Origin of the sequence: Acinetobacter sp. BEC1-S18-ESBL-01 (assembly GCF_014169935.1) — a bacterium.
Classification (GTDB): Bacteria; Pseudomonadota; Gammaproteobacteria; order Pseudomonadales; family Moraxellaceae; genus Acinetobacter; species Acinetobacter pittii.
This window is the reverse complement of record NZ_AP022302.1, coordinates 3,866,794-3,887,879: the sequence shown is the minus strand read 5'-3', so window position 1 is coordinate 3,887,879 and position 21,086 is coordinate 3,866,794. Positions and strand designations below refer to the sequence as shown.

Here is a 21,086-nt window from a genome sequence, read left to right as displayed (position 1 = left end):
AGATGAAAAAACCCTTTTACCAATTAAATCAAAGCAAAGATGTTATACGACATTTTACCCCAAATTGGTTTACAGCGACTATGGGTACTGGCGTGGTGAGTATGATTTTAATTCAGCTGCCATTTGCTCAATCATTTTTATTCACGCTAGCAACTTGGTTATGGCAATTTAATATTGTTTTATTTAGCGTTTTTTCAGTTCTTTATTTATTGCGGTGGTTTCTTTTCCCTCATGAAGCGAAGCAAATATTTAATCATCCAAATATGAGCTTGTTTTTAGGGGCTATCCCAATGGGGCTCGCAACGATATTAAATGGTTTTTTAAGCTTCGGTTTCGGGCTTTACGGTGAAGTGGCAATACATATTGCTCAAGCTTTATGGTACATCGATGTCTTTTTAGCACTGGCAATTGCGTGGATCGTGCCATTTTGTATGTTTAGTCGTCAGAACCATCAGCTACATACCATGACTGCAATTTGGCTTTTACCTGTGGTTGCTTGTGAAGTCGCAGCAAGTTCTGCGGGCATGTTGGTTGCACATTTACCAGCAGATGTGCACAGCTTTCATTTATTAATGGCTGGCTATGTACTTTGGGGAATCTCTGTTTTACCAGCATTCGCTATTCTGACAATTTTAATGTTGCGTATGGCTTTGCATCAGTTACCTGAAAAAGAAGTCGCTATTTCTAGCTGGCTCTCTTTAGGCCCGATTGGTACAGGTGCATTAGGTTTATTGTTATTAGGGCAACAGGCACAAAGAGTGGCGCCAAATGTAGGATTTGACCAATTTACTAATGTCTTTCAAGCTTTAGGAGTTGTAGGTAGTCTCGTGCTTTTAGGTTTTGGGTTATGGTGGCTTGGTCTTGCGATTTTAACAACGCTCCGTCACGCAAAGACAGGTATTCCATTTAACTTGGGCTGGTGGGGCCTAACCTTTCCATTCGGTGTATTTATTCTCGCACTATTTAACTTAGGACATCAGGTTGAAGTTGTATTTTTACAATACGTTGCTGTGGCATTGAGTCTTTTATTATTGGCAATGTGGGGCATAGTAATGAAGAAAACGCTTGCAGGAGCATATAGTGGTCAACTGTTTTTTTCTCCCTGCTTAATCGCTTTACAACAAAAAGTGCAGTAATGATGAAAAGGTGCAAAAAGCTTTTGCACCTGATTTATACTTATTTTCTAACTTATTTAATTTTGATTTGAGCTTTTTAAATGAACACTGATATTGCTTTAATTATGGCGCTTCCTAATGAATCTAAGGGTTTATTTGAACAAGCAGGTGTTAAAGTCCATTACAGTGGTATTGGTAAGATTAATGCTGCCTTTAAAGCATTTGAAGTTATTCAAAAAACAGGATGCAAAACTCTAATTAATTTAGGTACAGCGGGAAGCTCTGCATTTAATCGACATGATTTGGTCGAAGTAAAAACTTTTGTACAACGGGATATGGATGTTTCACCGTTAGGATTTGAAGTAGGTGTAACGCCGTTAGATGATCATTTGGCGGCAGAGATTCATCTTCAACCACATTTTGCTGATTTACCAAAAGCAGTATGTGGAACTGGTGATTCATTTGAAACGGGTCAGCCAAAAGTAGCTTGTGATGTGGTTGATATGGAAGGCTATGCTTTAGCTAAAGTGTGCCACAAGTTAGGTGTACGATTAATCTCGGTGAAGTATATTACTGATGGGGCAGATGACACTGCGCATCTGGATTGGGAAGAAAATTTATTGTTAGGTGCTCAGAAACTCCTAGCCCTTTATCAAAACCATTTCTAAAAAAAGATCGGCAAATTTGCCGATCTTTTTTTGTTTTAACGAGGTAATACGCCGTAGAGCATCATATGTACCGTATGCTCAATCGAACGCTGAAACATACTGCGGTTACGAAGCGTTTTACCAGTCACCATTTCCATTTGAGTTGCAAAATCTGCATAGTTTTGCGTAAGGCCCCAAATATTTAAGATTAATAATTCTGGGTCGATATCTGGGGAAATCTTTCCTTCTTCTTGCCAAGTCTGAATGACTTTAGCTTTGCGTTTAAATAGCTTTTTCAAAGGCCCTTTCAGTATAGGCAAAATATGTGGAGCGCCTTGAATAATTTCTAGTGCAAACAATCTAGATGCTTTCGGTTGGCTACGAGACAGTTCGATTTTTTGAATTAAATAGTGAGATAAGGCTTCGGCTGGTTCTAATTCAGCTTCTAAAGTTTGTAAGGGGGCCAACCATTTTTGTAAAACGGTTGTGAGCACTTCTACATATAAAGACTCTTTATTTTCATAGTAATAGAAAATATTCGACTTATGCATGTCGGCGAGTTGGGCAATTTCATCCAGACTTGCTCCACTGAACCCATAGACTGAAAATACGTCAAGGGCCGCAGCAAGAAGCTGATTGCGCTTTTGGGTACTCTTTTTTTGTTCCATCTGCTGCATAATTAAAAAAATAATATTCCCATTGTAAGGGAAATTGTTTGATTTGTGCACAGGTGTCTTGCTTTTTTAATCAAAAAACAGCTAGTTATTTGTGTAATAGATATACTATTGTGCAAAAAATAGAGAGATTCCCTAGTTTATTGTTATTCTTAAAAATATTTTTTAACTTTCGCCCTAAAAAAGAGCAATAAAACAGCAGTTTTATTGCTCGTAAATTGGGCATTTTTCGGCTGAGATACTCTCATTACTCATCACAACCTTAAGTTGCCAAAACCGCATCGAGTACTTGTTGCTCAAGTTGAGCAAAAGTAATACTTTTTTTACGCGGGCGCGGCAAATTAACTTGGAAACTTTGAGCAATCTGACCCTTATCTAATAAAATAATGCGGTCAGCTAATTGCACTGCTTCACTCACATCGTGTGTGACTAAAATTGCAGTAAAGCCTTGCTCCTTCCACAAGCGTTCAATCAAGCTTTGCATCTCAAGCCGAGTTAACGCATCTAATGCACCCAAAGGTTCGTCTAGCAACAATATGCGCGGCGTATGTGATAGTGCACGGGCTAGGGCAGTACGCTGACGTTGACCACCTGAAAGCTGGGAAGGCCATTGTCCTGATTTCTCTTTTAAACCGACTTTTTCTAGTAATTCTTCTGCTAAAGCATGTTGCGATTTTGGTAGCCCAAGTTGAACATTTTGAAGAATATTTCTCCAAGGAAGTAAACGAGGATCTTGGAACATTACTCGAATATCATCGTTCGTAATGCCTTCACGTAAATGTCGGGCAGATTTAAATTTGATTTCCCCAAAGCTGGCTTTTTCAAGTTGAGCAATTAAACGGAGTAACGTACTTTTGCCACAACCACTTCGGCCAACAATTGCTAAAAACTCACCCGGCTGGATGTGTAGGTCAAGATCTTCGAGGACCTTTACCTCGCCATAGAATTTATAAAGTTGCTCAATCAGAATCTCTGCACCCAATATCGGTTCTTGAGATTCTATTGGTTCTTCCGGAATGAGCTGCACTTCATTCTGATTAATATTTAAATTCAGATTTGTCATGTTCTAAGCTCCCTTATTTCTGATATCCAGAGTGCCAACGTAGTAAATAGCGTTCCAAAAGCTGTGCTAAAACATCTGCCAGTTTGCCTAGTAAGGCGTACAGAAGAATACCAACCAGAACTACATCCGTTTGTAAAAACTCACGTGCATTCATGGTCATATAACCGATACCTGCTTGAGCTGAAATGGTTTCAGCAACAATGAGTAATACCCAAACCAAACCCAAAGCAAAGCGTAGACCAACTAAAATAGAAGGCATCGCACCTGGCAAAATAATTTCTTTGTAGAGCTGCCAACGTGAAAGTCCGTAGCTTTTACCCATCTCAATCAATTGAGGGTCAACTGATCGAATACCGTGATAGGTATTAATATAAATCGGGAAGAAAACACCTACTGCGACTAAAAATAATTTCGCTGTTTCATCAATACCGAACCACAAGATGACGAGTGGGATAAGTGCTAAGGCTGGGATGTTACGAATCATTTGTAAGGTCGTATCGAGCAGGGTAGAGGCGAAACGCGAAGACCCGTTGAGTAGGCCTAATAACAAACCTAAACCGCCGCCTATCAGAAGGCCAAGCAGTGCACGACCAGCACTGACTTTAACGTGCTGCCAGAGTTCGCCACTCACCAGTAGATGCCAAAAAGCGGAAACTACAGCAGTAGGTGCGGGTAAAATACGGCTTTCTAAAAGACCCGAACTTGAGGCAATTTGCCAAACAACCAATAGAAGAATAGGGAAAATCCAAGGCAGCAAACGCTGCCCAATTTGTTTTGTTCCACGTGAAACAACACTTTCAGCTTTGCTCATGCAGGCTCCTTGACGGAACTATTTTGCTTCTTCTCGTCTGGAACATAATTGTTGGCAATAATTTCACCGAATGGACCGGTTAAATTTGGCTGAGCAAGTTTAGCGCGAGTTTCAATTGGTAATAACGGGAATACTAACTCTGCAAAACGAATTGATTCTTCAAGGTGTGGATAGCCTGAGAAAATGAAAGTATCAATACCTAAATCAGCATATTCCTGAATACGAGCAGCAACTGTTTCAGGATCGCCTACAAGTGCTGTACCTGCACCACCACGAACTAAACCAATACCCGCCCAAAGGTTTGGAGATACTTCTAGTTTGTCTCGATTACCACCATGGAGAGCCGCCATACGTTGTTGGCCTACAGAGTCCATTTGTGCAAATTTTTTCTGTGCCGCAGCAATAGTCGCATCATCAAGATATTGGATAAGCTCGTTCGCTGCTGCCCAAGCTTGTTCGTTGGTTTCACGAACAATCACATGTAAGCGAATGCCATAAGTTAATTTGCGGCCTTTAGCCTCAGCTTTAGCACGAACATGTTCGATCTTTTGTTTAACTGCCTCTGGTGGTTCACCCCAAGTGAGGTAAGTGTCTACTTGCTCAGCAGCCAAATCGACAGCGACGTCTGAAGAACCACCAAACCAAAGTGGTGGATAAGGCTTTTGAACAGGTGGGTAAAGTAGTTTTGCATCATCCACTTGTAAGCGTTCACCGTGGAATGTAAAAGCTTCACCCGTATGTGAACGCGTCAAAATTTCACGCCAAATTTTTACATATTCATTGGCAGTTTGATAACGCGTTGAGTGATCTTCATATAAACCATCTCCGCGTAATTCAGCCTCATCACCGCCAGTCACTAAGTTGAGTAACACACGGCCATTCGACAAACGGTCAAACGTTGCAGCCATACGTGCTGCCAAAGCTGGTGTTGTTACCCCTGGTCGTAATGCAACTAAAAATTTAAGGTGTTGAGTTGCATCAATTAGGCTAGCCGCCGTAATCCAAGGATCTTCACATGAACGACCTGTTGGAATAAGTACACCTTCGTAACCTAAATTATCTACTGCCACAGCAATTTGCTTCATATAGGCATGGTCAACCTGACGAGCGCCTTTACTTGTACCTAAATAGCGACTATCACCGTGGGTAGGAATAAACCAGAAAATTTTCATGTGCATTACCTATATGTCTATTGAAATTACTTGGCACCCCAAACAGCTTGTTTAATGCTGATTGGCTTTGGAATGATGCCTTGTTGAGTAAAAATGTCTGCGAGTTGCTGCTGCTCAGCAATCACTTTGCTGCTGAGTGGAGCTGCCGATGAGGGGCGCGGACGGCGTTTAATAAATAAATCACTGGTTGCAGGTTTAAGACCTGTACTTTGACCAATCGCACCTGCCGTTTCTGCTTGATGGCTTTGAACCCATTTATCGGCTTGATTGATTTGTTTGATGAGCCCTGAAACAGCTTTCGGATGTTGTTTAACAAAATTTGGAGCTGCTAAATAAAATGTATAGTTCGGGCTTAAGCCTTTACCCGATGCAAGAACACGAGCTTGGTCTTCTAGTTGTGCTGAAGCGAAGTAAGGATCCCAAATTGCCCATGCATCAACGGCACCTTTTTGAAATGCTGCGCGAGCATCGGCAGGGGTAAGCCAGATGGGGGTAATATCGCTCCAGTTTAGGCCTGCTTTACGTACGGCTTGTACAAGTAAGTAATGTGAGCTTGAACCTTTTTGCAGCGCAATGCGTTTGCCTTTAAGGTCTTTAAGCTGTTTTAGTTGCGAGTTTTTTGGAACTAAAATTGCCGATGCCAATGGCTTAGCAGCTTCATAAGCAATGTAATATAAAGGCTTTCCAGCCGCTTGAGCATAGACAGGAGGTGTATCTCCAGTAACGCCTACATCAAGCGAACCGACAGCCAAAGCTTCTAAAATTTGTGGACCGGCAGGGAACTCATTCCAAGTAACTTTGGCATTTGGGAATTCTTGCTCAAATAGCTTTTGCTGTTTGGCAATTGCAAAGTTAATCGAGCTTTTTTGAAAACCAATACGAAGTTCTTTGACAGTTGGGTCAATTGCCCAAGCTGGCGCTGCGATTGTTAAGCCTAATACAGTGACTGCACTGAGGCGCTTAATTAATTGTGTCCACTGACTCTTAATAAATAATGACTGATGTTGCATATTGATATCCTTGTTCCCCTTGAGGTCAGGCACAGCATTTATATGATTATTTAAGCCGTGCCCAAGCTGGGTTTATTTCAGTTTTAAAATGGCATCTTGAATGGTGAGCTTGTTAGGAATGAGCTTTTGCGCATAAAAAGCATTAGCTACTTGTTGTTGTTCTTGTGCCACCTTGTCAGAGATTGGCTGAACTCCAAAACCCATACGTGAAATGGAAGTTTTGAGTACATCAAACTCAAGTGCGGTAGGTTTTTCGAGTAATTTGGCAGCTTCATCCTGATGTGAACTTACCCACTCAGTGGTCTGGTTAAGTGTCTGTACAACAGTGTTGAGTACTTTCGGATTATTTTCTGCAAATTTACGGTCAGCTAAATAGAACTGATGATTACTCACCAAGTTTTCGCCTGTTGCTAAAACTCGGGCCTGAATTTGATGTTCAGCTGCTGCAAAGAACGGGTCCCAAATCACCCATGCATCGACAGCACCTTTTTCAAAGGCAGCACGAGCGTCTGATGGCGGTAAATAAACTGGTTGAATATCACTTAAGCTTAAGTTGTTGGCTTCTAAAACTTTTAACAATAGGTAATGAACATTCGAGCCTTTGTTAAGAGCAACACGTTTGCCTTTTAAATCTTTAATAGATTGGATTGGAGAGTCTTTTTGTACCAATAGTGCTTCAGCTTTTGGCGCAGCAGGTTGGTTTGCGACATAGACTAAATTTGGATTGGCAGCCTGAGCAAAGATCGGTGGTGCTTCACCTGCTTCACCGAGTGAAACACTTCCTACGTTTAAGCCTTCAAGCAATTGAGGGCCAGCAGGGAACTCAACCCATTTCACTTGCACGCCTTGTTCTTTTAATGCTTTTTCTAAGTCACCACGAGCCTTTAAAATAGGAAGAATCCCATATTTTTGATAGCCGATATTTAAGGTTGTGGTGGCTTGTTCCTCTTTTTTGGCACAACCACTTAACATCATCACTCCTGCAAGGCTGGCCGCGATGACTGAATATTTTGCCCATGAAGTGGTGTTGAAAAGTGCCATGAGATTTCGTGCTCCCCGAAAGAGAAAAAGAAAAAAATAATTGGATGAGCAGATACCCTAAATGGATTTTTATTTCAGAAAAAATAAGTATTCGGTCTTTATTTATGCAAAAAAAAGCTAAACACAATAGGCTATAAACTTATGCGAAAAAAAGATTTATCTATTAGAAATATATTTAATGAATTTTGATTAAGTTGATGTAAATAAAATAAAAAATATTAAAACCTTAAAAAATTTAGATTTAAAAAAAGTACAACCATAAATTAATCGTGTTTACGGTTGTACTTTTTGAACTAAGCTTATCTGAAATAAGAATATCTTAAAATTAGCAAAGGCTAAGGAAGCAGTTTCTTAAAGACTAAAGAATTTCTTTGATAGTTATAGAGTGCCTGACGAGCATTTGGTAAGTCATCAACACTCACCTGATGGAAACCGTGCTCTAAGAACCAGTGGGCGGTACGGGTGGTTAAAACAAATAATTGACGAATACCTTGTTCTTTTGCCTTTTCTTCAAGGAATTGCAAAATCTGGCTACCACGGTTCGATTTACGATAACTTGGGTGTACTGCGACGCAGGCAATTTCTGCTGAACGTGTTTCATTAAATTCGGTTGGAATTGGATAAAGTGCAGCACACGCTAGAATCGTACCATCGCGCTCAATAACAGCGAACTGGCTAATCTCTTGCTCTAAACGTTCACGCGAACGATAAACTAAGATACCTTCTTCTTCTAATGGACGTAATAAATTCATTAAACCGCCCACATCTTGAATGTTGGCCATGCGAACTTCTTCATAATGCGCATCGGTAATCATGGTACCGATACCATCTCGAGTAAATAACTCTTCGAGAAGGGCGCCATCATAGGCATAAGAAATAAGATGAACGCGGTGTACGCCTGATAAAGATGCTTTTTTTGCCTGTTGCAAATGCAAGGTGAGTGTTGGGCTAATGGTTTGGTATTGTTGAATATAGTAGTCCAGTTGATGTGGGCTTAATTCACGTAATATTTGCTCATCTTCATTCAGCAATCCTTGTTGCTCACCTAGAAAAATGAGTTTATCTGCTTTTAAATAAGTTGCAGTTTTGGTCGCAACTTCTTCTGCTCGCAAGTTAAACACCTCACCTGTAGTGGAGTAACCTGTTGGCCCTAGCAGTACAATATTATGATTATCGAGGTGTCGATCAATCGCATCTGTATCAATAGAACGAACTTCACCTGTAAGCTGGAAATCCATGCCATCACGAATGCCATAAGGCTTGGCAGTCACAAAATTACCTGATACCACATCTATGCGAGCGCCGTACATTGGCGAGTTTGCTAAGCCCATAGAAAGCAATGCTTCGATTTCTAGGCGAATAGAACCTACAGCACTCATGACACAGCTTAAAGATTCACGTGTGGTAATACGGCTGTTGTCATAAAAAGGAGTTTCGATTCCTTTTTCTTTAAGATTTTGATTAATTTGCGGACGTGCGCCGTACACGAGAATTAAGCGAATACCAAGAGAATGCAATAAAGCAATGTCGTGAATGATATGTTCGAAATTAGGATGACGGACTGCTTCACCACCAAACATCAATACAAAAGTTTTATCGCGGTGAGCATTAATGTAGGGTGCTGAGTGTCGAAACCAGTGTACATAATGCTGGGTGTTATTATGTGACTTACTTACAGGCTTACTTGACATACCGATCTCGAATCAACAGCAAAAAGATATAAAGATGATTCTAAACAAAAAAGATTAAAGCCGCATGTTTTAGATAAAAAAACACCCAAATTGAAATTTGGGTGCTTAAAAAGTTTTAAATTAGTAAACCACTCTAATGATTTTATGACTTTGTTCATTCACCAGTACATAATTACCATTCACTTTATACCATTTTTGGTAACGACCTGGTTTAGTCAATTTTTGATGTTGACGATAGTCGATCACGTAACGTGAATGTCGATACTCATGCGGTACAACCTGACCTACTCGCCATGCATTGTGATGATCATCTTTTTTAATCACTTTAACTGTTTTTACTTCATGGTTTTGGTAATTGCCATGATGATTATGATCGTTTGGTGCTGCCATGGCTGTTGTTGCAACTAAACCACTAAGAGAAAGAACAATCGCTGTTGTTAATTTTTTCATTGTAAACCTCGAATGATGAGCTGAATTTCAATAATTAAAGATTAGTGAACAATTGCAGATAAATCGTGGAGGCCAAGAAGAATAAATGTGAAAACTCTCTATGAAATAAGAAGAAATTAAGAAAATTCATCATTTAAGAATATAAAAAATAAAAAAGGATAAAACCGAGAGGCTTTATCCTTTTTATTCAGCGATAGCGAGGGTCTATCGCCTTAAAAACCACGAATACTCACAATGCTATTAGAATCTGTGTCGACTAAAATATAGTCATTGTTGATTTTATACCACTGCTGATTACGGCCTGGTTTTGGCAAGTTACTGTCTTTATAGTCGACTTTATAGCCATTACCACGATAGTGCTGTGGCATAACATAGCCAGGCTGCCAGCGATGTTGTTTTAAGCGTTCAAAGCCACGCTCTTCGCGCATACGGCGTTCGTCACGGATACGATCATCATCATGATCACGTCCAAATCCTGGCCCACGATCATTCCACTCACCACGTGGACCTCCACCTTTAGGACCTTTGGGGCCATGGCCTCGGTCAAAAGGAGGATCAGCAAAGCTCGCCATACTGGTGGTTAGTACGGTTATGCAAAGGGCTAAGATGGTGAACAACTTTTTCATGATGCATCCTCGTTTACATCTGATGTCTCTCATGTTGAATACTCTACGCGCAAAATGCAGAGAAACTGTGAAGATCATTTAATGGTTCAATTAAAATTACGGATAGATCAAGGGTTTTTATCAATAATAAAAAAGGCTTGTATATCTTTTCAGGTATAGGCAAGCCAGATTTGATGATTGGCCGTAATTTAATTTAGCTTTTCATCTTTAACTTTTTAATCCTGTGCATCAATACTTTGACCATTGAGTGCCAAGCTGTCTTCACCCATTAAATAGAGGTAAGCAGGCAAGATTGACTCAGGTGTAGGTAGTGTCTTCGGATCTTCTTGTGGGTAGGCTTTCGCACGCATTGCAGTACGTGTTGCGCCTGGGTTAATGCAATTAAAGCGAATATTTGGATAAGTATTTTCCGCTGCAAAAATTTTACTCACTGCTTCAATTGCAATTTTGGAGACAGAATATGCGCCCCATAAAGCTCGTGCTTCACGGCCTACACCTGAGCTGGTAAATACGACAGAGGCGTTTTCTGACTTTTGCAAAAGTGGTAATAGAGCTTGAGTGAGGGCAAACGGAGCACGTAGGTTAACTGCCATCACGTCATCCCATACTTCTGTAGGGTAATGTGCTAGCTCTACACGTTCACCTAAAATACCCGCATTATGCAAAATACCGTCTAGACGCCCAAACTGCTTTTCGAGCGTATCGACTAAAAAGTCGTAATCACGGTCAGAGGCACTTGAAAGCTGTAGTGGTAAAATCGCAGGTTGCGGTGCACCTAGACTCTCAATTTCATCATAAATAACTTCAAGTTTATTTAAGGTTCTACCATGTAGGACAACGGTTGCACCATGTAGGGCATAACTTAGAGCCGCAGCTCGCCCAATTCCATCACCAGCACCGGTAATTAAAATAATTCGATCTTTGAGTAGATCCGGACGAGGTTGGTATTCTGAATATTTCATTGGTAAACCTCCTTCTTTTTATATTGATAAAACAAATAGCCGTTAAAAAAGTCTATAAAACTCTGACGTTAACTTATCATACGCTGATTTTCCTGTAGAGCAGGAAGCTTTTGACGTAACATATCGTGTAATTCTGTCACTGTATTTACAATCGAATCGGCCTGCCATGATGCTAAATCATCACGGTGTTCGATAGGTAAATAGCCATAAGCTGCCAAGATGGTATACATGTCGGCATTGCGACCAGCATCAATATCACGTGGGTGGTCGCCTACATAAATAATTTGATCTGCTGGGATGTTTAATTGTTTAGCGGCCAAATACATTGGTTCAGGATCTGGTTTGGTTTTACTGACATCTTCAGGGCATACCAGAACCGCACAGCGTTCTGTTAGATTTAACTTTTCTAAAAGAGATTCACTTAATCCGCGTGGTTTGTTGGTCACAATTCCCCACGGGATTTGTGCAGCTTCTAACTCTTCTAAGAGTGGATACATGCCGTCAAACAGATCTGTATCAACCACAATATTATTGCCGTACAGATCTAAAAAGTTTTGACGATGTGCCAAGAAAATTGGATTGGCCACATCCAGCTCTGGATAGACCAATTTCACCATCGCACGTGCACCTTCAGACACCTGAGTGCGAATAAGATCGGCTTCTACAACAGGACGTCTTGCATCACGGCACATTTGCTGAATAATACGAATGAAATCCGCAGCTGTATCGATAAGCGTACCGTCTAAATCAAATAAAACAGCTTTCATCATGCACCTGTATTAATCGTATGCACCATATAGTTAACGTCAACATTTGGCGCTAACCAGTAATGCTTGGTCAGTGGGTTGTAATGTAGTCCAGTCATTTCTTTTAACGTAAGACCTGCATTACGAATATCATGTGCCATTTCAGATGGTCGAATAAATTTATGATAATCATGCGTACCTTTTGGCAACATGCGTAGGACGTACTCTGCACCAATAATGGCAAATAAATAAGATTTTGGGTTACGGTTAATGGTCGAGAAGAATACATGGCCGCCCGGTTTAACCAGAGCCTGACAAGCTTTTACAATAGATGCTGGATCTGGAACGTGTTCCATCATTTCCATACAAGTCACCACGTCATATTGACCAGCCTGTTCTTGTGCTAATTCCTCTACAGGAATTTGACGATATTCAATATTTTGAACATTTTCTTGCTGAGCATGTAAACGGCCGACAGCTAGAGGTGCTTCACCCATATCGATACCTAATACATCTGCGCCACGACGTGCCATGCTTTCGGCCAAGATACCGCCACCACAGCCGACATCAAGTACTTTTTTACCAGCGAGACCGCCTGCACGTTCATCAATCCAGTTAAGACGTAGTGGATTGATCTGGTGAAGTGGGCGAAATTCAGAATGTTGATCCCACCATTTGGCAGCAAGTGCTTCAAACTTTGCGATTTCCTGTAAATCAACATTCAATTGCGACATGGTGCTACCTCTAAACTTGAGTTATCTTTTTGGATGTAGTTCGCCGTTAGTGTAGCGATTATTGGGAAAAAAGCGATAAACCCAATAAAAAACTTCACAGAAGCAAAACGAATTTAGCATATTTGTTTTATATTTAGGGCATAAGCTAATGCATAACAACTTAGAGGAAAAGCTGTAGCAATGAAAAAATTGGTTTTGGGTGGTTTGAGTGCAGCAATTATGGCCGTATCGGGTGGTGCAATGGCAGCAGATTTTGTTGCTGGTAAAGACTACACCGTGATTGCCAATCCAGGCAAAGTGGAAGTTCCGGGGAAAATCGAAGTTCGAGAGTTCTTTTGGTATGGATGTCCACACTGTTTTAAACTTGAACCGCATATGCAAACGTGGTTAAAACAGATTCCTAAAGATGTACGTTTTGTACGTACACCTGCTGCAATGAATAAAATGTGGGAACAAGGGGCGCGTACGTATTATACATCTGAGGCATTAGGTGTACGTAAACGCACGCATTTACCACTATTCCATGCGATTCAGGTGAACGGTCAACAAATTTTTGATCAAGCTTCTGCTGCGAAATTCTTTACTCGTTATGGTGTACCTGAGCAGAAATTTAATAGTACTTACAACTCGTTTGCAGTAACTGCGAAAGTTGCCGAGTCAAATAAACTTGCTCAACAGTACCAATTAACAGGCGTACCTGCAGTTGTCGTGAATGGTAAATATGTTGTGCAGGGTGAAGATGGTAAAGTTACTCAAGTTCTTAATTATTTAATTGAGAAAGAACGTAAAGCAAAATAAGTTGTTTAGGCTTTACTTCAAAATGGGCTTCATGTGAAGCCCATTTTTATATTTAATTTATCGTTAATTATCACGAAATAATTCAATTAATTTTGCTGATTTTCATCTTCAATCTGAAAATTTAAAACATCAAAATTAGCTGTTTGAGTCGGCAGTGATAATGCCTGATTAATATATAAATTAATTAATTTTTGGCGAGAACCAATCGAACGCTGGTAATACGTAGAATTTAAAAGCAGTGATGCACCATAAGTCAGTGACCAGATATAAGACAAATAGTCACGAATCGACATATCATAATTCAATGATTTTAAATAATTTTCAGTAATATCTTTAATTGCCAAAATACGCTGTTGGCGAATTTCATAAAGCTCTTCGAAAAGATTCTTCAACTTAGACTCTGTCATCGTCAGATTTTCTTCAAGTTGATGCAATAGAATCGTTTTCCCTGGTGCAAGCAAATGGTGAAGCATGTAATGAGGAGCATACTCTTTGAAATCTGTATTATATTTTTTAGAAATTTCTAAAATTTGCTTTTCATTTTGAATAATGAGCTCAAGTAGAAGCTCATTTTTACTTCTAAAATGCTTATAAAGGGTGCCTTTAGCAATATCTAGCTCGGCCACTAACTCATCTAGAGTAATTTCCTGATTGTTTTCTAATAACAACTTTTCTGCCACGCTCAGAATTTTTTCTTTACGCATCAAAAACTGTGTATGACGATCAAGATTCATAGGTATTCCCACACCAGTTTGGCCTAACTAATAGTTTACTTCCTGTAAAAAAGAAAAAGACTTTTCTCGAAATTTTTAGCCTTTTTCTTTCTCTCTTTACGTATTACCACATAACCTGTTTTTTGTCATTTGCCGCTTCTATCGTTCCCAGTTTGCAATCCCTCTAAAGAGTAAGCGAACTTGTGTAGAGGCATTTTCAATAAAGGCAGTTTGTTGCAGCTTGAGCTGTTCACCTTGATATTGTTTCGATAGGTTGAGCCACGTCATTGCCCATGTAAATGACATATTAGTCAAAATGGTAGATAAGACATTTAGGTCTTGAGGATTTTGAATATGTTTAAAATTTTCGAGTTTAGTAAGATCAGTTGTTAGATCTTCAATCAGAAATTCAATTTCTCTGGCAATTGCTGCACGGACTGTTTCTGAGCCTCCCCAACGTTCAGCAATCATAAATTGCCATTGCTTAGGGCTATGATTCACCGCCTGCACAAATAGCTCAATACTGGTTTGGGTTTTAGCAGATTTATGTTGTAAATAACTTTGACCAAGTTGATGTAAAACACTTTTTAAATGTAGGGCAACTTGATCGACCAGTTCTTTGCCGAGTTCATCCATGTCCTGAAAATGGCGGTAGAACGCTGTCGGTACTAAACCTACTTCACGTGCAACTTCACGCAAACTGATACTACTGAACGAACGCCCAGACGTGCTTAGATGCAAGGCTGCATCGAGAAGTGCCTGACGACTTTGCTGTTTTCGTTCATCCCGTATCGACATTAAAAGAACCTATTTAAACCATGAGCCAAAGTCTAACAAAAAAGAGCAAACTTTCATAAAAAAAATAGTGAACAAGTGTTGACTGAGTGAACAGTTATAAATATAGTGTACATATGTTCACTATACGAACATGTGTTCACTCAAATAAATAGCCAGAAACAAAAGAGGAACGTATGAACGCAACACTTAGCTATCAGCCACATTGGGTTCGAGAAGATTTCGTTGATTTTGTCTTGCAGAAAATTAACGTGACTTGGGCGTGGAAAAGGGTACTTGCAGAAGTTACTGTAGTTCAGCCACTTCATACCGATATGGTGCTCATTAGACTTAAACCGAATCGTAATTTTAATTTCGATCAGGTCCGCGCAGGTCAAAGTATTCTGCTGACTTTGCTCATCGATGGCGTTTACCAACAGCGTAGTTATTCAATTATTGAAGTGACTACTCAGGGTGAAATCGCTTTAGGTATTAAAGTACAAGGTTTGGTGTCTCGTGCAGCTCAACTATTACATGTGGGTGAGTGTGTTGAGATTTCACAACCACAAGGTGATTTTATTTTGCACCAAGGTCAGCATCCTGCGATTTTGATTGCGTCAGGAAGCGGTATAACTGCAATTTATTCACTCTTGCAGCAAGCTTTAAAACAGCAACTTGAACAAATTCATGTCATTTATTTTAATCGTGCGGAAATTTTTCATGCCGAATTAAAAGCTTTGGCAGAACAGTACCCACAGCTTCAATATCATTTTTTTAATACCACCGAGCAAAAGCAGCATTTAACTGAAAGTTTACTGCAAAAGCTGGTTCCAGATTTCGAGCAGACAGCAACTTATGTTTGTGGTCATCATGGCATGATGCAGCAAGCCAATGAAATTTATGCACAAAAAGGTGCTCAGTCGCAGCTTCATCAAGAGTATTTTCAGCCACTTCAAGTGACTGGTACACATGCAGCACAGCCTGTTATTTTCCGCCGTGCTCAACACGAGTTTTTAGCTGAAACAAATTTACTGAGCAGTGCAGAGCAAGCTGGTTTACGCCCACAACATGGTTGCCGTATGGGTGTCTGTAATAAATGCAGCTGTACCAAGGTAAGCGGAGTTACTCAAAACCTGTTAACTGGTGAAATTGAAGATCAACCGAACCGCCCAATTAAACTATGCGTGAGCCAGGCATTAAGCCCAGTCACAATTGATCTATAAAAAGAATTAAAGAGGATTAACCCTATGAATATGGCATTAGAATTTTCTACTGTTTCTAAATCTGCTCATTTAACACCTGAACAGACTGAAGAGTTTGGCCGCCGTGTTGAGCAGATTCGTCAAGACGTTATGCAAAGTCTTGGTGAGCAAGATGCAAAATATATCTACAAAGTACGTGATTTTGTTCGATATACCGAAATCGCTTCACGTGGCATGTTGATGTTTGGTGGTTGGATTCCGCCAGTCTGGCTACTAGGCACAGGCTTATTAGGTATTTCTAAAATTGTAGAAAATATGGAACTTGGTCATAACGTCATGCACGGTCAGTTTGACTGGTTAAATGAACCAAGCCTGAACGGTAATACTTACGATTGGGATACCATTGCCTCTGGTGATGACTGGCGTGAAACACATAACTATGTGCACCACACCTATACCAATATTGTCGGTAAAGACCATGATGTCGGTTATGGTATTTTGCGAGTAAGTGATCAACAGAAGTGGGAACCCCGCCACCTGTTTAATATTCCTCTAGGTCTACAGTTAATGTTTTTCTTTGAGTGGTATGTAGGCGTGCAAAACTTACATCTTGAAGATGCATTAGTTTATAAAACCAAGAGCTGGAAACAGGTTTGGAAAGATTCGGCTAAAGTCCGTAAAAAAGCCACACGCCAAGTTTTAAAAGACTATGTGTTTTTCCCTGTGATCTCTGGCCCTATGTTTTTACCAGTTTTTGCAGGAAATGTAGTTGCGAATATTATTCGTAACTTGTGGTCATCTGCGGTGATTTTTAATGGTCACTTTACTGAAGATGCAGAAACGTTTGAGCCTGATAATACTGATACCGAAACTAAGGCCGAGTGGTACTTACGCCAGATTCGTGGTTCAAGTAACTTTAGTGGTACAGAATGGCTGCATTTTATGAGTGGTAACTTAAGCCATCAAATTGAACACCATTTATTTCCAGATATGCCAGCTAACCGCTATAAAGAAGTAGCGCCAAAGATTAAGGCACTCTGTGCAGAATACGGCATTAACTACAACGAGGCGAACTTTATGCGCCAGTTCTGGAGTGTATGGGTACGTTTAGCGAAATGTTCACTGCCAAACCATACCACTGGAAAAGTAATGCAGACATTAGAAAAGTTAAAAGCAAAATTCAAATTTGCGTAATCTCAGTTAATTAAAAATAGCTCTTTTTTAGGGGCTATTTTTATTTTTGAGTTATGAAACTTGCAGACTTACATTTGAAAGTAGGGAATAAACTCAACCTGTCAAAATCCTTTGCTATACTATGCCCAAGTTTGTATTTAAGAGAAGTTAGGAAGGATTATGCGTATTGACCAACGTGCATTAGACCAATTACGTGAAGTGAAAATTACACGAAACTACACCCGTTATGCTGAAGGTTCTGTGCTGGTCGAATTTGGTCACACCAAAGTCCTTTGTACTGCAAGCATTGATAACTCAGTGCCACGCTTTTTAAAAGGCCAAGGCCAAGGCTGGGTAACGGCAGAATATGGCATGCTACCGCGTTCAACACATTCACGTTGTGACCGTGAAGCGGCTCGTGGTAAACAAACTGGTCGTACTCAAGAAATCCAACGTTTGATTGGCCGTAGCTTACGTGCGATGGTTGATTTGAAAAAGCTTGGTGAAAACACGATTACCATCGACTGTGACGTGATTCAGGCTGATGGTGGTACGCGTACTGCTTCAATCACTGGTGCTGCTGTAGCATTGGTTGATGCGATGAACGTTTTATTGTCTCAAAAGAAAATTAAGCATGATCCGCTTAAAGGGTTAGTTGCTGCGATTTCTGTCGGTATGTATCAAGATGAAGTGTTGCTTGATCTTTGCTATGAAGAAGACTCGAACTGTCAAACTGACTTAAATGTAGTAATGACACAAGCTGGCGAGTTTATCGAAATTCAAGGTACTGCCGAAGATAAACCGTTTACCCGCGCTCAAAGCAATGCCATGTTAGAAATGGCTGAAAAAGGAATTGCCGAGCTCATTAAAAAGCAACAAGAAGCTTTAGGCTGGTAATTTTACGCTTTCTGAAAAACGCATCTTCGGATGCGTTTTTTTATGCCTTCATCAAACCGACATAAAAACATCACTTGCTTGTCACTTTTACGCTTTATTAGTAGTTCGCATTTAAACCGTTTGGAAAAAACCAATGCGAAAACTTTCACTTTTATTAATTACCTCTTTAGCACTCATGCTCAGTGCTTGTAACGATGATAACGACTCAGATAATTCATCGCCAACAACACCGCCCACCAGTAATTGCAAAATGCACTGTGCACCATAATAAGAACTAGGATAGAACTAATGAATCGTCGCGAATTTCTTTTAAACTCTACAAAAACCATGTTTGGGACCGCTGCTTTAGCGAGTTTCCCGCTGAGTATTCAAAAAGCCTTAGCTATTGATGCCAAAGTTGAAAGTGGAACTATTCAAGATGTTAAACACATCGTGATTTTGACTCAGGAAAACCGTTCTTTCGATAATTATTTCGGAACATTAAAAGGTGTACGTGGTTTTGGTGATCGTTTTACGATTCCAATGACGGAAAGCCGAAAGGTTTGGGAACAATATGATGCGAATAAAAAGAAGGTATTGCCTTACCATTTAGATAGTCGTTTAGGAAATGCTCAGCGTGTTTCAGGTACACCTCACTCATGGTCTGATGGCCAAGCAGCTTGGGACAATGGCCGTATGAGTGATTGGGTCGCTTATAAAAAACCACAGTCGATGGGCTACTATAAAAAACAAGAAGTCGAATATCAGTTTGCTTTAGCGAATGCTTTTACCATTTGTGATGCTTACCATTGTGCCATGCATGCAGGGACCAACCCAAACCGTAAGTTTATTTGGACTGGAACGAATGGTCCTACAGGTGCAGGTGTCGCGAGTGTTGTAAATGAATTTGATGGGATTGGGGCATCAACAGAAGGTTATGAATGGACGACGTATCCTGAGCGCTTACAGCAAGCTGGCGTAACATGGAAAGTTTATCAAAATATGCCAGATAACTTTACCGATAACCCGTTAGCTGGTTTCAAACAGTATCGCCGTGCAAATGAGCAATCTGGTCAACCTGTCAGTAACGACACGCTAACGTGTCCAGCATACGATGAAAAGATTGATGCGACTCAACCACTTTACAAAGGTATTGCCAATACCATGCCGGACGGTGGTTTTTTAGGAACTTTTAAAGCTGATATTGCACAAGGTAAATTACCGCAAGTGAGTTGGTTAGTTGCTCCTGCAACTTACAGTGAACATCCGGGGCCATCTAGTCCTGTACAAGGCGCTTGGTATATTCAGGAAGTATTAAATGCATTAACTGAAAACCCTGAGCTGTGGAGCCAAACCGTTTTATTGGTGAATTTCGATGAAAATGACGGTTTCTTTGACCATGCCCCTTCACCAAGTGCACCGTCTAAAGATGTAAATGGTGTTGTATATGGAAAAACGACTTTAAACGATCAGCAAGTGTCTTATGAGTACTTTAACCATCCAGCAGTAGCGACTTCAAAATCTCAACCTAAGCCAGATGGTCGAGTGTATGGACCAGGCGTACGCGTTCCAATGTATGTGATTTCGCCGTGGAGCCGTGGAGGATGGGTAAATTCTCAAGTCTTTGACCATACCTCTATTTTACAGTTCTTGGAAAAACGCTTTGGTGTGCAAGAACCTAACATTAGCCCTTACCGCCGTGCTGTATGTGGTGATTTAACGACGGCATTTAATTTTAAAACACCGAACCTTCTACCTGTTGCTGAACTAGATGGGAAGAAAACTAAAGCCGAAGCTGATGCGATTCGTGTTGCCCAAGCTTTATTGCCACAAGTTCCTGTTCCGAGCCAGCAGCAATTTCCTCAGCAGGAAATGGGAATTAGGCCATCACGTGCTTTGCCATATATTTTGCACACCAGTGCCAAAGTCGATACCACTCAAAAAACGATTAAGCTGATGTTCTCTAATACAGGTAAACAAGCAGCCGTTTTCCATGTCTATAACCGACTAGATCTAACAGCAATTCCACGTCGTTATATGGTTGAGGCGGGTAAACAGCTCGATGATATATGGAATGCTACAAATGGGCAGTACGATTTGTGGGTGCTTGGACCAAATGGGTTCCATCGCGCGTTTAAAGGCGATTTGAGTCAAGTTAACCAAACTCAAGCATTACCGGAAATTAGAGTGTGTGTGGAAGAGTGTGATGCGAATTTGTATTTAAAAGTGCGTCATGATGGTAATAAGTCAGTCAAGCTCTCAGTCAAAGCAAATGCTTATCTTCCAAACAAGACATGGACTATTGAAACCAATAGTTCTGAAAAAGAACTGGTTTGGGATATGTCTGAATTTGGTGGTTGGTATGATTTCACGGTGACCTTAGCTGATGACGCTACGTTTAGTCGTCGTTTTGCAGGACGTATAGAAACTCAAGAGGATTCAATTTCTGATCCGTATATGGGTTATGTAGAGTCTTAAGTTGCTGTAATAGATGAACGATTAAGCTGAAGTCTTAGATTGATAATTATTTTAAATTAGCTATCACGACGGAGTCTTATCGTTTATTCATCCAGTGGAAGTAGCTAATTTGTTACTTTGGTTTCGCCCAAAGTAACCAAAAGCATTTGTCATCTACAAAACCTGTTCTCTTTCTGCATATATCTAATTTATTGCAAAAACAATATATTCATAGATTTTGGGCAGGTTGTAGATGACATCTCGCACAATCTAATGTTGGGAAATATAACTAAAGGATGGCACCTGTGACTGCCATAAATATTAGGTTTGACCATTCTATAAAATTTTTAA

Annotated in this window: 22 protein-coding genes; 8 read left to right on the top strand and 14 right to left on the bottom strand. The window is 40.3% G+C overall.

Translation table 11 applies throughout. The annotated features are described in order from the left end of the window. Positions 1-2: 2 nt before the first annotated feature. Both H7R46_RS18470 and H7R46_RS18465 read left to right on the top strand, forming a co-directional pair. The gene (locus tag H7R46_RS18470; RefSeq protein WP_086260821.1) at positions 3-1,136 is read left to right on the top strand and encodes a TDT family transporter; all 1,134 of its coding nucleotides are present in this window, start codon (positions 3-5) and stop codon (positions 1,134-1,136) included. 80 nt (positions 1,137-1,216) lie between these two features. Continuing rightward, on the top strand, positions 1,217-1,783 hold the full coding sequence (locus tag H7R46_RS18465) for a 5'-nucleosidase (RefSeq protein ID WP_063097849.1): 567 nt from the start codon (positions 1,217-1,219) through the stop codon (positions 1,781-1,783). Positions 1,784-1,818: 35 nt separating this feature from the next. On the opposite strand, the gene H7R46_RS18460 is transcribed toward H7R46_RS18465, so the two are convergent. The 12 genes from H7R46_RS18460 to ubiG form a co-directional block, all read right to left on the bottom strand. Further along, a complete protein-coding gene (locus H7R46_RS18460) occupies positions 1,819-2,439 on the bottom strand; it encodes a TetR/AcrR family transcriptional regulator (RefSeq protein WP_005071782.1) in 621 nt (206 codons plus the stop codon). 259 nt (positions 2,440-2,698) lie between these two features. Then, on the bottom strand, positions 2,699-3,499 hold the full coding sequence (locus H7R46_RS18455) for an ABC transporter ATP-binding protein (protein ID WP_086260822.1): 801 nt from the start codon (positions 3,497-3,499) through the stop codon (positions 2,699-2,701). Positions 3,500-3,512: 13 nt separating this feature from the next. Beyond that, entirely contained in the window at positions 3,513-4,310 is a 798-nt protein-coding gene (gene ssuC, locus H7R46_RS18450) for an aliphatic sulfonate ABC transporter permease SsuC (protein ID WP_002120785.1), read from the bottom strand. Beyond that, entirely contained in the window at positions 4,307-5,482 is a 1,176-nt protein-coding gene (ssuD, locus tag H7R46_RS18445) for an FMNH2-dependent alkanesulfonate monooxygenase (RefSeq protein ID WP_005071784.1), read from the bottom strand. Before ssuD ends, ssuC begins: the two co-directional genes overlap by 4 nt. Positions 5,483-5,508: 26 nt before the next feature. Next, a complete protein-coding gene (locus H7R46_RS18440) occupies positions 5,509-6,492 on the bottom strand; it encodes a sulfonate ABC transporter substrate-binding protein (protein WP_086260823.1) in 984 nt (327 codons plus the stop codon). 72 nt (positions 6,493-6,564) lie between these two features. Further along, positions 6,565-7,533, bottom strand: coding sequence for a sulfonate ABC transporter substrate-binding protein (locus H7R46_RS18435; RefSeq protein WP_032052800.1), 969 nt, complete (start codon positions 7,531-7,533; stop codon positions 6,565-6,567). A gap of 335 nt (positions 7,534-7,868) precedes the next feature. After that, positions 7,869-9,224 carry an amino-acid N-acetyltransferase gene (argA, locus tag H7R46_RS18430; RefSeq protein ID WP_016802669.1) on the bottom strand — a complete coding sequence of 452 codons (1,356 nt, stop codon included), beginning with the start codon at positions 9,222-9,224 and terminating at the stop codon, positions 7,869-7,871. Between the two features lie 120 nt (positions 9,225-9,344). Continuing rightward, positions 9,345-9,674 carry an RcnB family protein gene (locus H7R46_RS18425; protein ID WP_005804830.1) on the bottom strand — a complete coding sequence of 110 codons (330 nt, stop codon included), beginning with the start codon at positions 9,672-9,674 and terminating at the stop codon, positions 9,345-9,347. Between the two features lie 212 nt (positions 9,675-9,886). Further along, complete coding sequence (locus H7R46_RS18420) at positions 9,887-10,300, bottom strand: RcnB family protein (RefSeq protein WP_005071792.1); 414 nt, start codon at positions 10,298-10,300, stop codon at positions 9,887-9,889. 215 nt (positions 10,301-10,515) lie between these two features. Then, positions 10,516-11,262, bottom strand: a complete 747-nt coding sequence (locus H7R46_RS18415; RefSeq protein ID WP_002120710.1) for a YciK family oxidoreductase — start codon at positions 11,260-11,262, stop codon at positions 10,516-10,518. Between the two features lie 68 nt (positions 11,263-11,330). Continuing rightward, positions 11,331-12,032: an HAD family hydrolase gene (locus H7R46_RS18410; protein WP_086260824.1), complete on the bottom strand. Its 702-nt coding sequence runs from the start codon at positions 12,030-12,032 to the stop codon at positions 11,331-11,333. Further along, a complete protein-coding gene (gene ubiG / locus H7R46_RS18405; protein WP_005804826.1) occupies positions 12,029-12,742 on the bottom strand; it encodes a bifunctional 2-polyprenyl-6-hydroxyphenol methylase/3-demethylubiquinol 3-O-methyltransferase UbiG in 714 nt (237 codons plus the stop codon). Before ubiG ends, H7R46_RS18410 begins: the two co-directional genes overlap by 4 nt. A gap of 180 nt (positions 12,743-12,922) precedes the next feature. Here ubiG and H7R46_RS18400 point away from each other — a divergent pair, with 180 nt between their 5' ends. Next, positions 12,923-13,540, top strand: a complete 618-nt coding sequence (locus H7R46_RS18400; protein ID WP_005804825.1) for a thiol:disulfide interchange protein DsbA/DsbL — start codon at positions 12,923-12,925, stop codon at positions 13,538-13,540. Positions 13,541-13,626: 86 nt separating this feature from the next. Here H7R46_RS18400 and H7R46_RS18395 read toward each other — a convergent pair whose 3' ends face one another. After that, a complete protein-coding gene (locus tag H7R46_RS18395) occupies positions 13,627-14,274 on the bottom strand; it encodes a TetR/AcrR family transcriptional regulator (protein ID WP_086260825.1) in 648 nt (215 codons plus the stop codon). Positions 14,275-14,412: 138 nt separating this feature from the next. Then, positions 14,413-15,051 (bottom strand): TetR family transcriptional regulator, encoded by a 639-nt coding sequence (locus tag H7R46_RS18390; protein WP_002120796.1) that lies wholly within the window; start codon positions 15,049-15,051, stop codon positions 14,413-14,415. Positions 15,052-15,224: 173 nt separating this feature from the next. Here H7R46_RS18390 and H7R46_RS18385 point away from each other — a divergent pair, with 173 nt between their 5' ends. From H7R46_RS18385 to H7R46_RS18370, 5 genes are all read left to right on the top strand, one after another. Then, entirely contained in the window at positions 15,225-16,250 is a 1,026-nt protein-coding gene (locus H7R46_RS18385) for a ferredoxin reductase (RefSeq protein WP_086260826.1), read from the top strand. 30 nt (positions 16,251-16,280) lie between these two features. Then, positions 16,281-17,423: a fatty acid desaturase family protein gene (locus H7R46_RS18380; protein WP_081312884.1), complete on the top strand. Its 1,143-nt coding sequence runs from the start codon at positions 16,281-16,283 to the stop codon at positions 17,421-17,423. Between the two features lie 159 nt (positions 17,424-17,582). Continuing rightward, entirely contained in the window at positions 17,583-18,299 is a 717-nt protein-coding gene (rph, locus tag H7R46_RS18375) for a ribonuclease PH (RefSeq protein ID WP_002120794.1), read from the top strand. A gap of 133 nt (positions 18,300-18,432) precedes the next feature. Next, on the top strand, positions 18,433-18,567 hold the full coding sequence (locus H7R46_RS19435) for a hypothetical protein (RefSeq protein ID WP_255787789.1): 135 nt from the start codon (positions 18,433-18,435) through the stop codon (positions 18,565-18,567). 20 nt (positions 18,568-18,587) lie between these two features. Then, positions 18,588-20,756: a phosphocholine-specific phospholipase C gene (locus H7R46_RS18370; protein ID WP_086260827.1), complete on the top strand. Its 2,169-nt coding sequence runs from the start codon at positions 18,588-18,590 to the stop codon at positions 20,754-20,756. The last annotated feature ends 330 nt before the right edge of the window (positions 20,757-21,086 follow it).

Bases quoted from the DNA above. Each gene is read 5' to 3' on its own strand.
- H7R46_RS18425 (WP_005804830.1), bottom strand. From the start codon at position 9,674: ATGAAAAAATTAACAACAGCGATTGTTCTTTCTCTTAGTGGTTTAGTT.
- H7R46_RS18465 (WP_063097849.1), top strand. From the start codon at position 1,217: ATGAACACTGATATTGCTTTAATTATGGCGCTTCCTAATGAATCTAAG.
- H7R46_RS18390 (WP_002120796.1), bottom strand. From the start codon at position 15,051: ATGTCGATACGGGATGAACGAAAACAGCAAAGTCGTCAGGCACTTCTC.
- H7R46_RS18380 (WP_081312884.1), top strand. From the start codon at position 16,281: ATGGCATTAGAATTTTCTACTGTTTCTAAATCTGCTCATTTAACACCT.
- H7R46_RS18395 (WP_086260825.1), bottom strand. From the start codon at position 14,274: ATGAATCTTGATCGTCATACACAGTTTTTGATGCGTAAAGAAAAAATT.
- H7R46_RS18435 (WP_032052800.1), bottom strand. From the start codon at position 7,533: ATGGCACTTTTCAACACCACTTCATGGGCAAAATATTCAGTCATCGCG.
- ssuD (WP_005071784.1), bottom strand. From the start codon at position 5,482: ATGAAAATTTTCTGGTTTATTCCTACCCACGGTGATAGTCGCTATTTA.
- H7R46_RS18415 (WP_002120710.1), bottom strand. From the start codon at position 11,262: ATGAAATATTCAGAATACCAACCTCGTCCGGATCTACTCAAAGATCGA.
- H7R46_RS18420 (WP_005071792.1), bottom strand. From the start codon at position 10,300: ATGAAAAAGTTGTTCACCATCTTAGCCCTTTGCATAACCGTACTAACC.
- H7R46_RS19435 (WP_255787789.1), top strand. From the start codon at position 18,433: ATGCGAAAACTTTCACTTTTATTAATTACCTCTTTAGCACTCATGCTC.
- ubiG (WP_005804826.1), bottom strand. From the start codon at position 12,742: ATGTCGCAATTGAATGTTGATTTACAGGAAATCGCAAAGTTTGAAGCA.
- H7R46_RS18470 (WP_086260821.1), top strand. From the start codon at position 3: ATGAAAAAACCCTTTTACCAATTAAATCAAAGCAAAGATGTTATACGA.
- H7R46_RS18385 (WP_086260826.1), top strand. From the start codon at position 15,225: ATGAACGCAACACTTAGCTATCAGCCACATTGGGTTCGAGAAGATTTC.
- H7R46_RS18400 (WP_005804825.1), top strand. From the start codon at position 12,923: ATGAAAAAATTGGTTTTGGGTGGTTTGAGTGCAGCAATTATGGCCGTA.
- H7R46_RS18410 (WP_086260824.1), bottom strand. From the start codon at position 12,032: ATGATGAAAGCTGTTTTATTTGATTTAGACGGTACGCTTATCGATACA.
- H7R46_RS18460 (WP_005071782.1), bottom strand. From the start codon at position 2,439: ATGCAGCAGATGGAACAAAAAAAGAGTACCCAAAAGCGCAATCAGCTT.
- H7R46_RS18370 (WP_086260827.1), top strand. From the start codon at position 18,588: ATGAATCGTCGCGAATTTCTTTTAAACTCTACAAAAACCATGTTTGGG.
- rph (WP_002120794.1), top strand. From the start codon at position 17,583: ATGCGTATTGACCAACGTGCATTAGACCAATTACGTGAAGTGAAAATT.
- H7R46_RS18455 (WP_086260822.1), bottom strand. From the start codon at position 3,499: ATGACAAATCTGAATTTAAATATTAATCAGAATGAAGTGCAGCTCATT.
- H7R46_RS18440 (WP_086260823.1), bottom strand. From the start codon at position 6,492: ATGCAACATCAGTCATTATTTATTAAGAGTCAGTGGACACAATTAATT.
- ssuC (WP_002120785.1), bottom strand. From the start codon at position 4,310: ATGAGCAAAGCTGAAAGTGTTGTTTCACGTGGAACAAAACAAATTGGG.
- argA (WP_016802669.1), bottom strand. From the start codon at position 9,224: ATGTCAAGTAAGCCTGTAAGTAAGTCACATAATAACACCCAGCATTAT.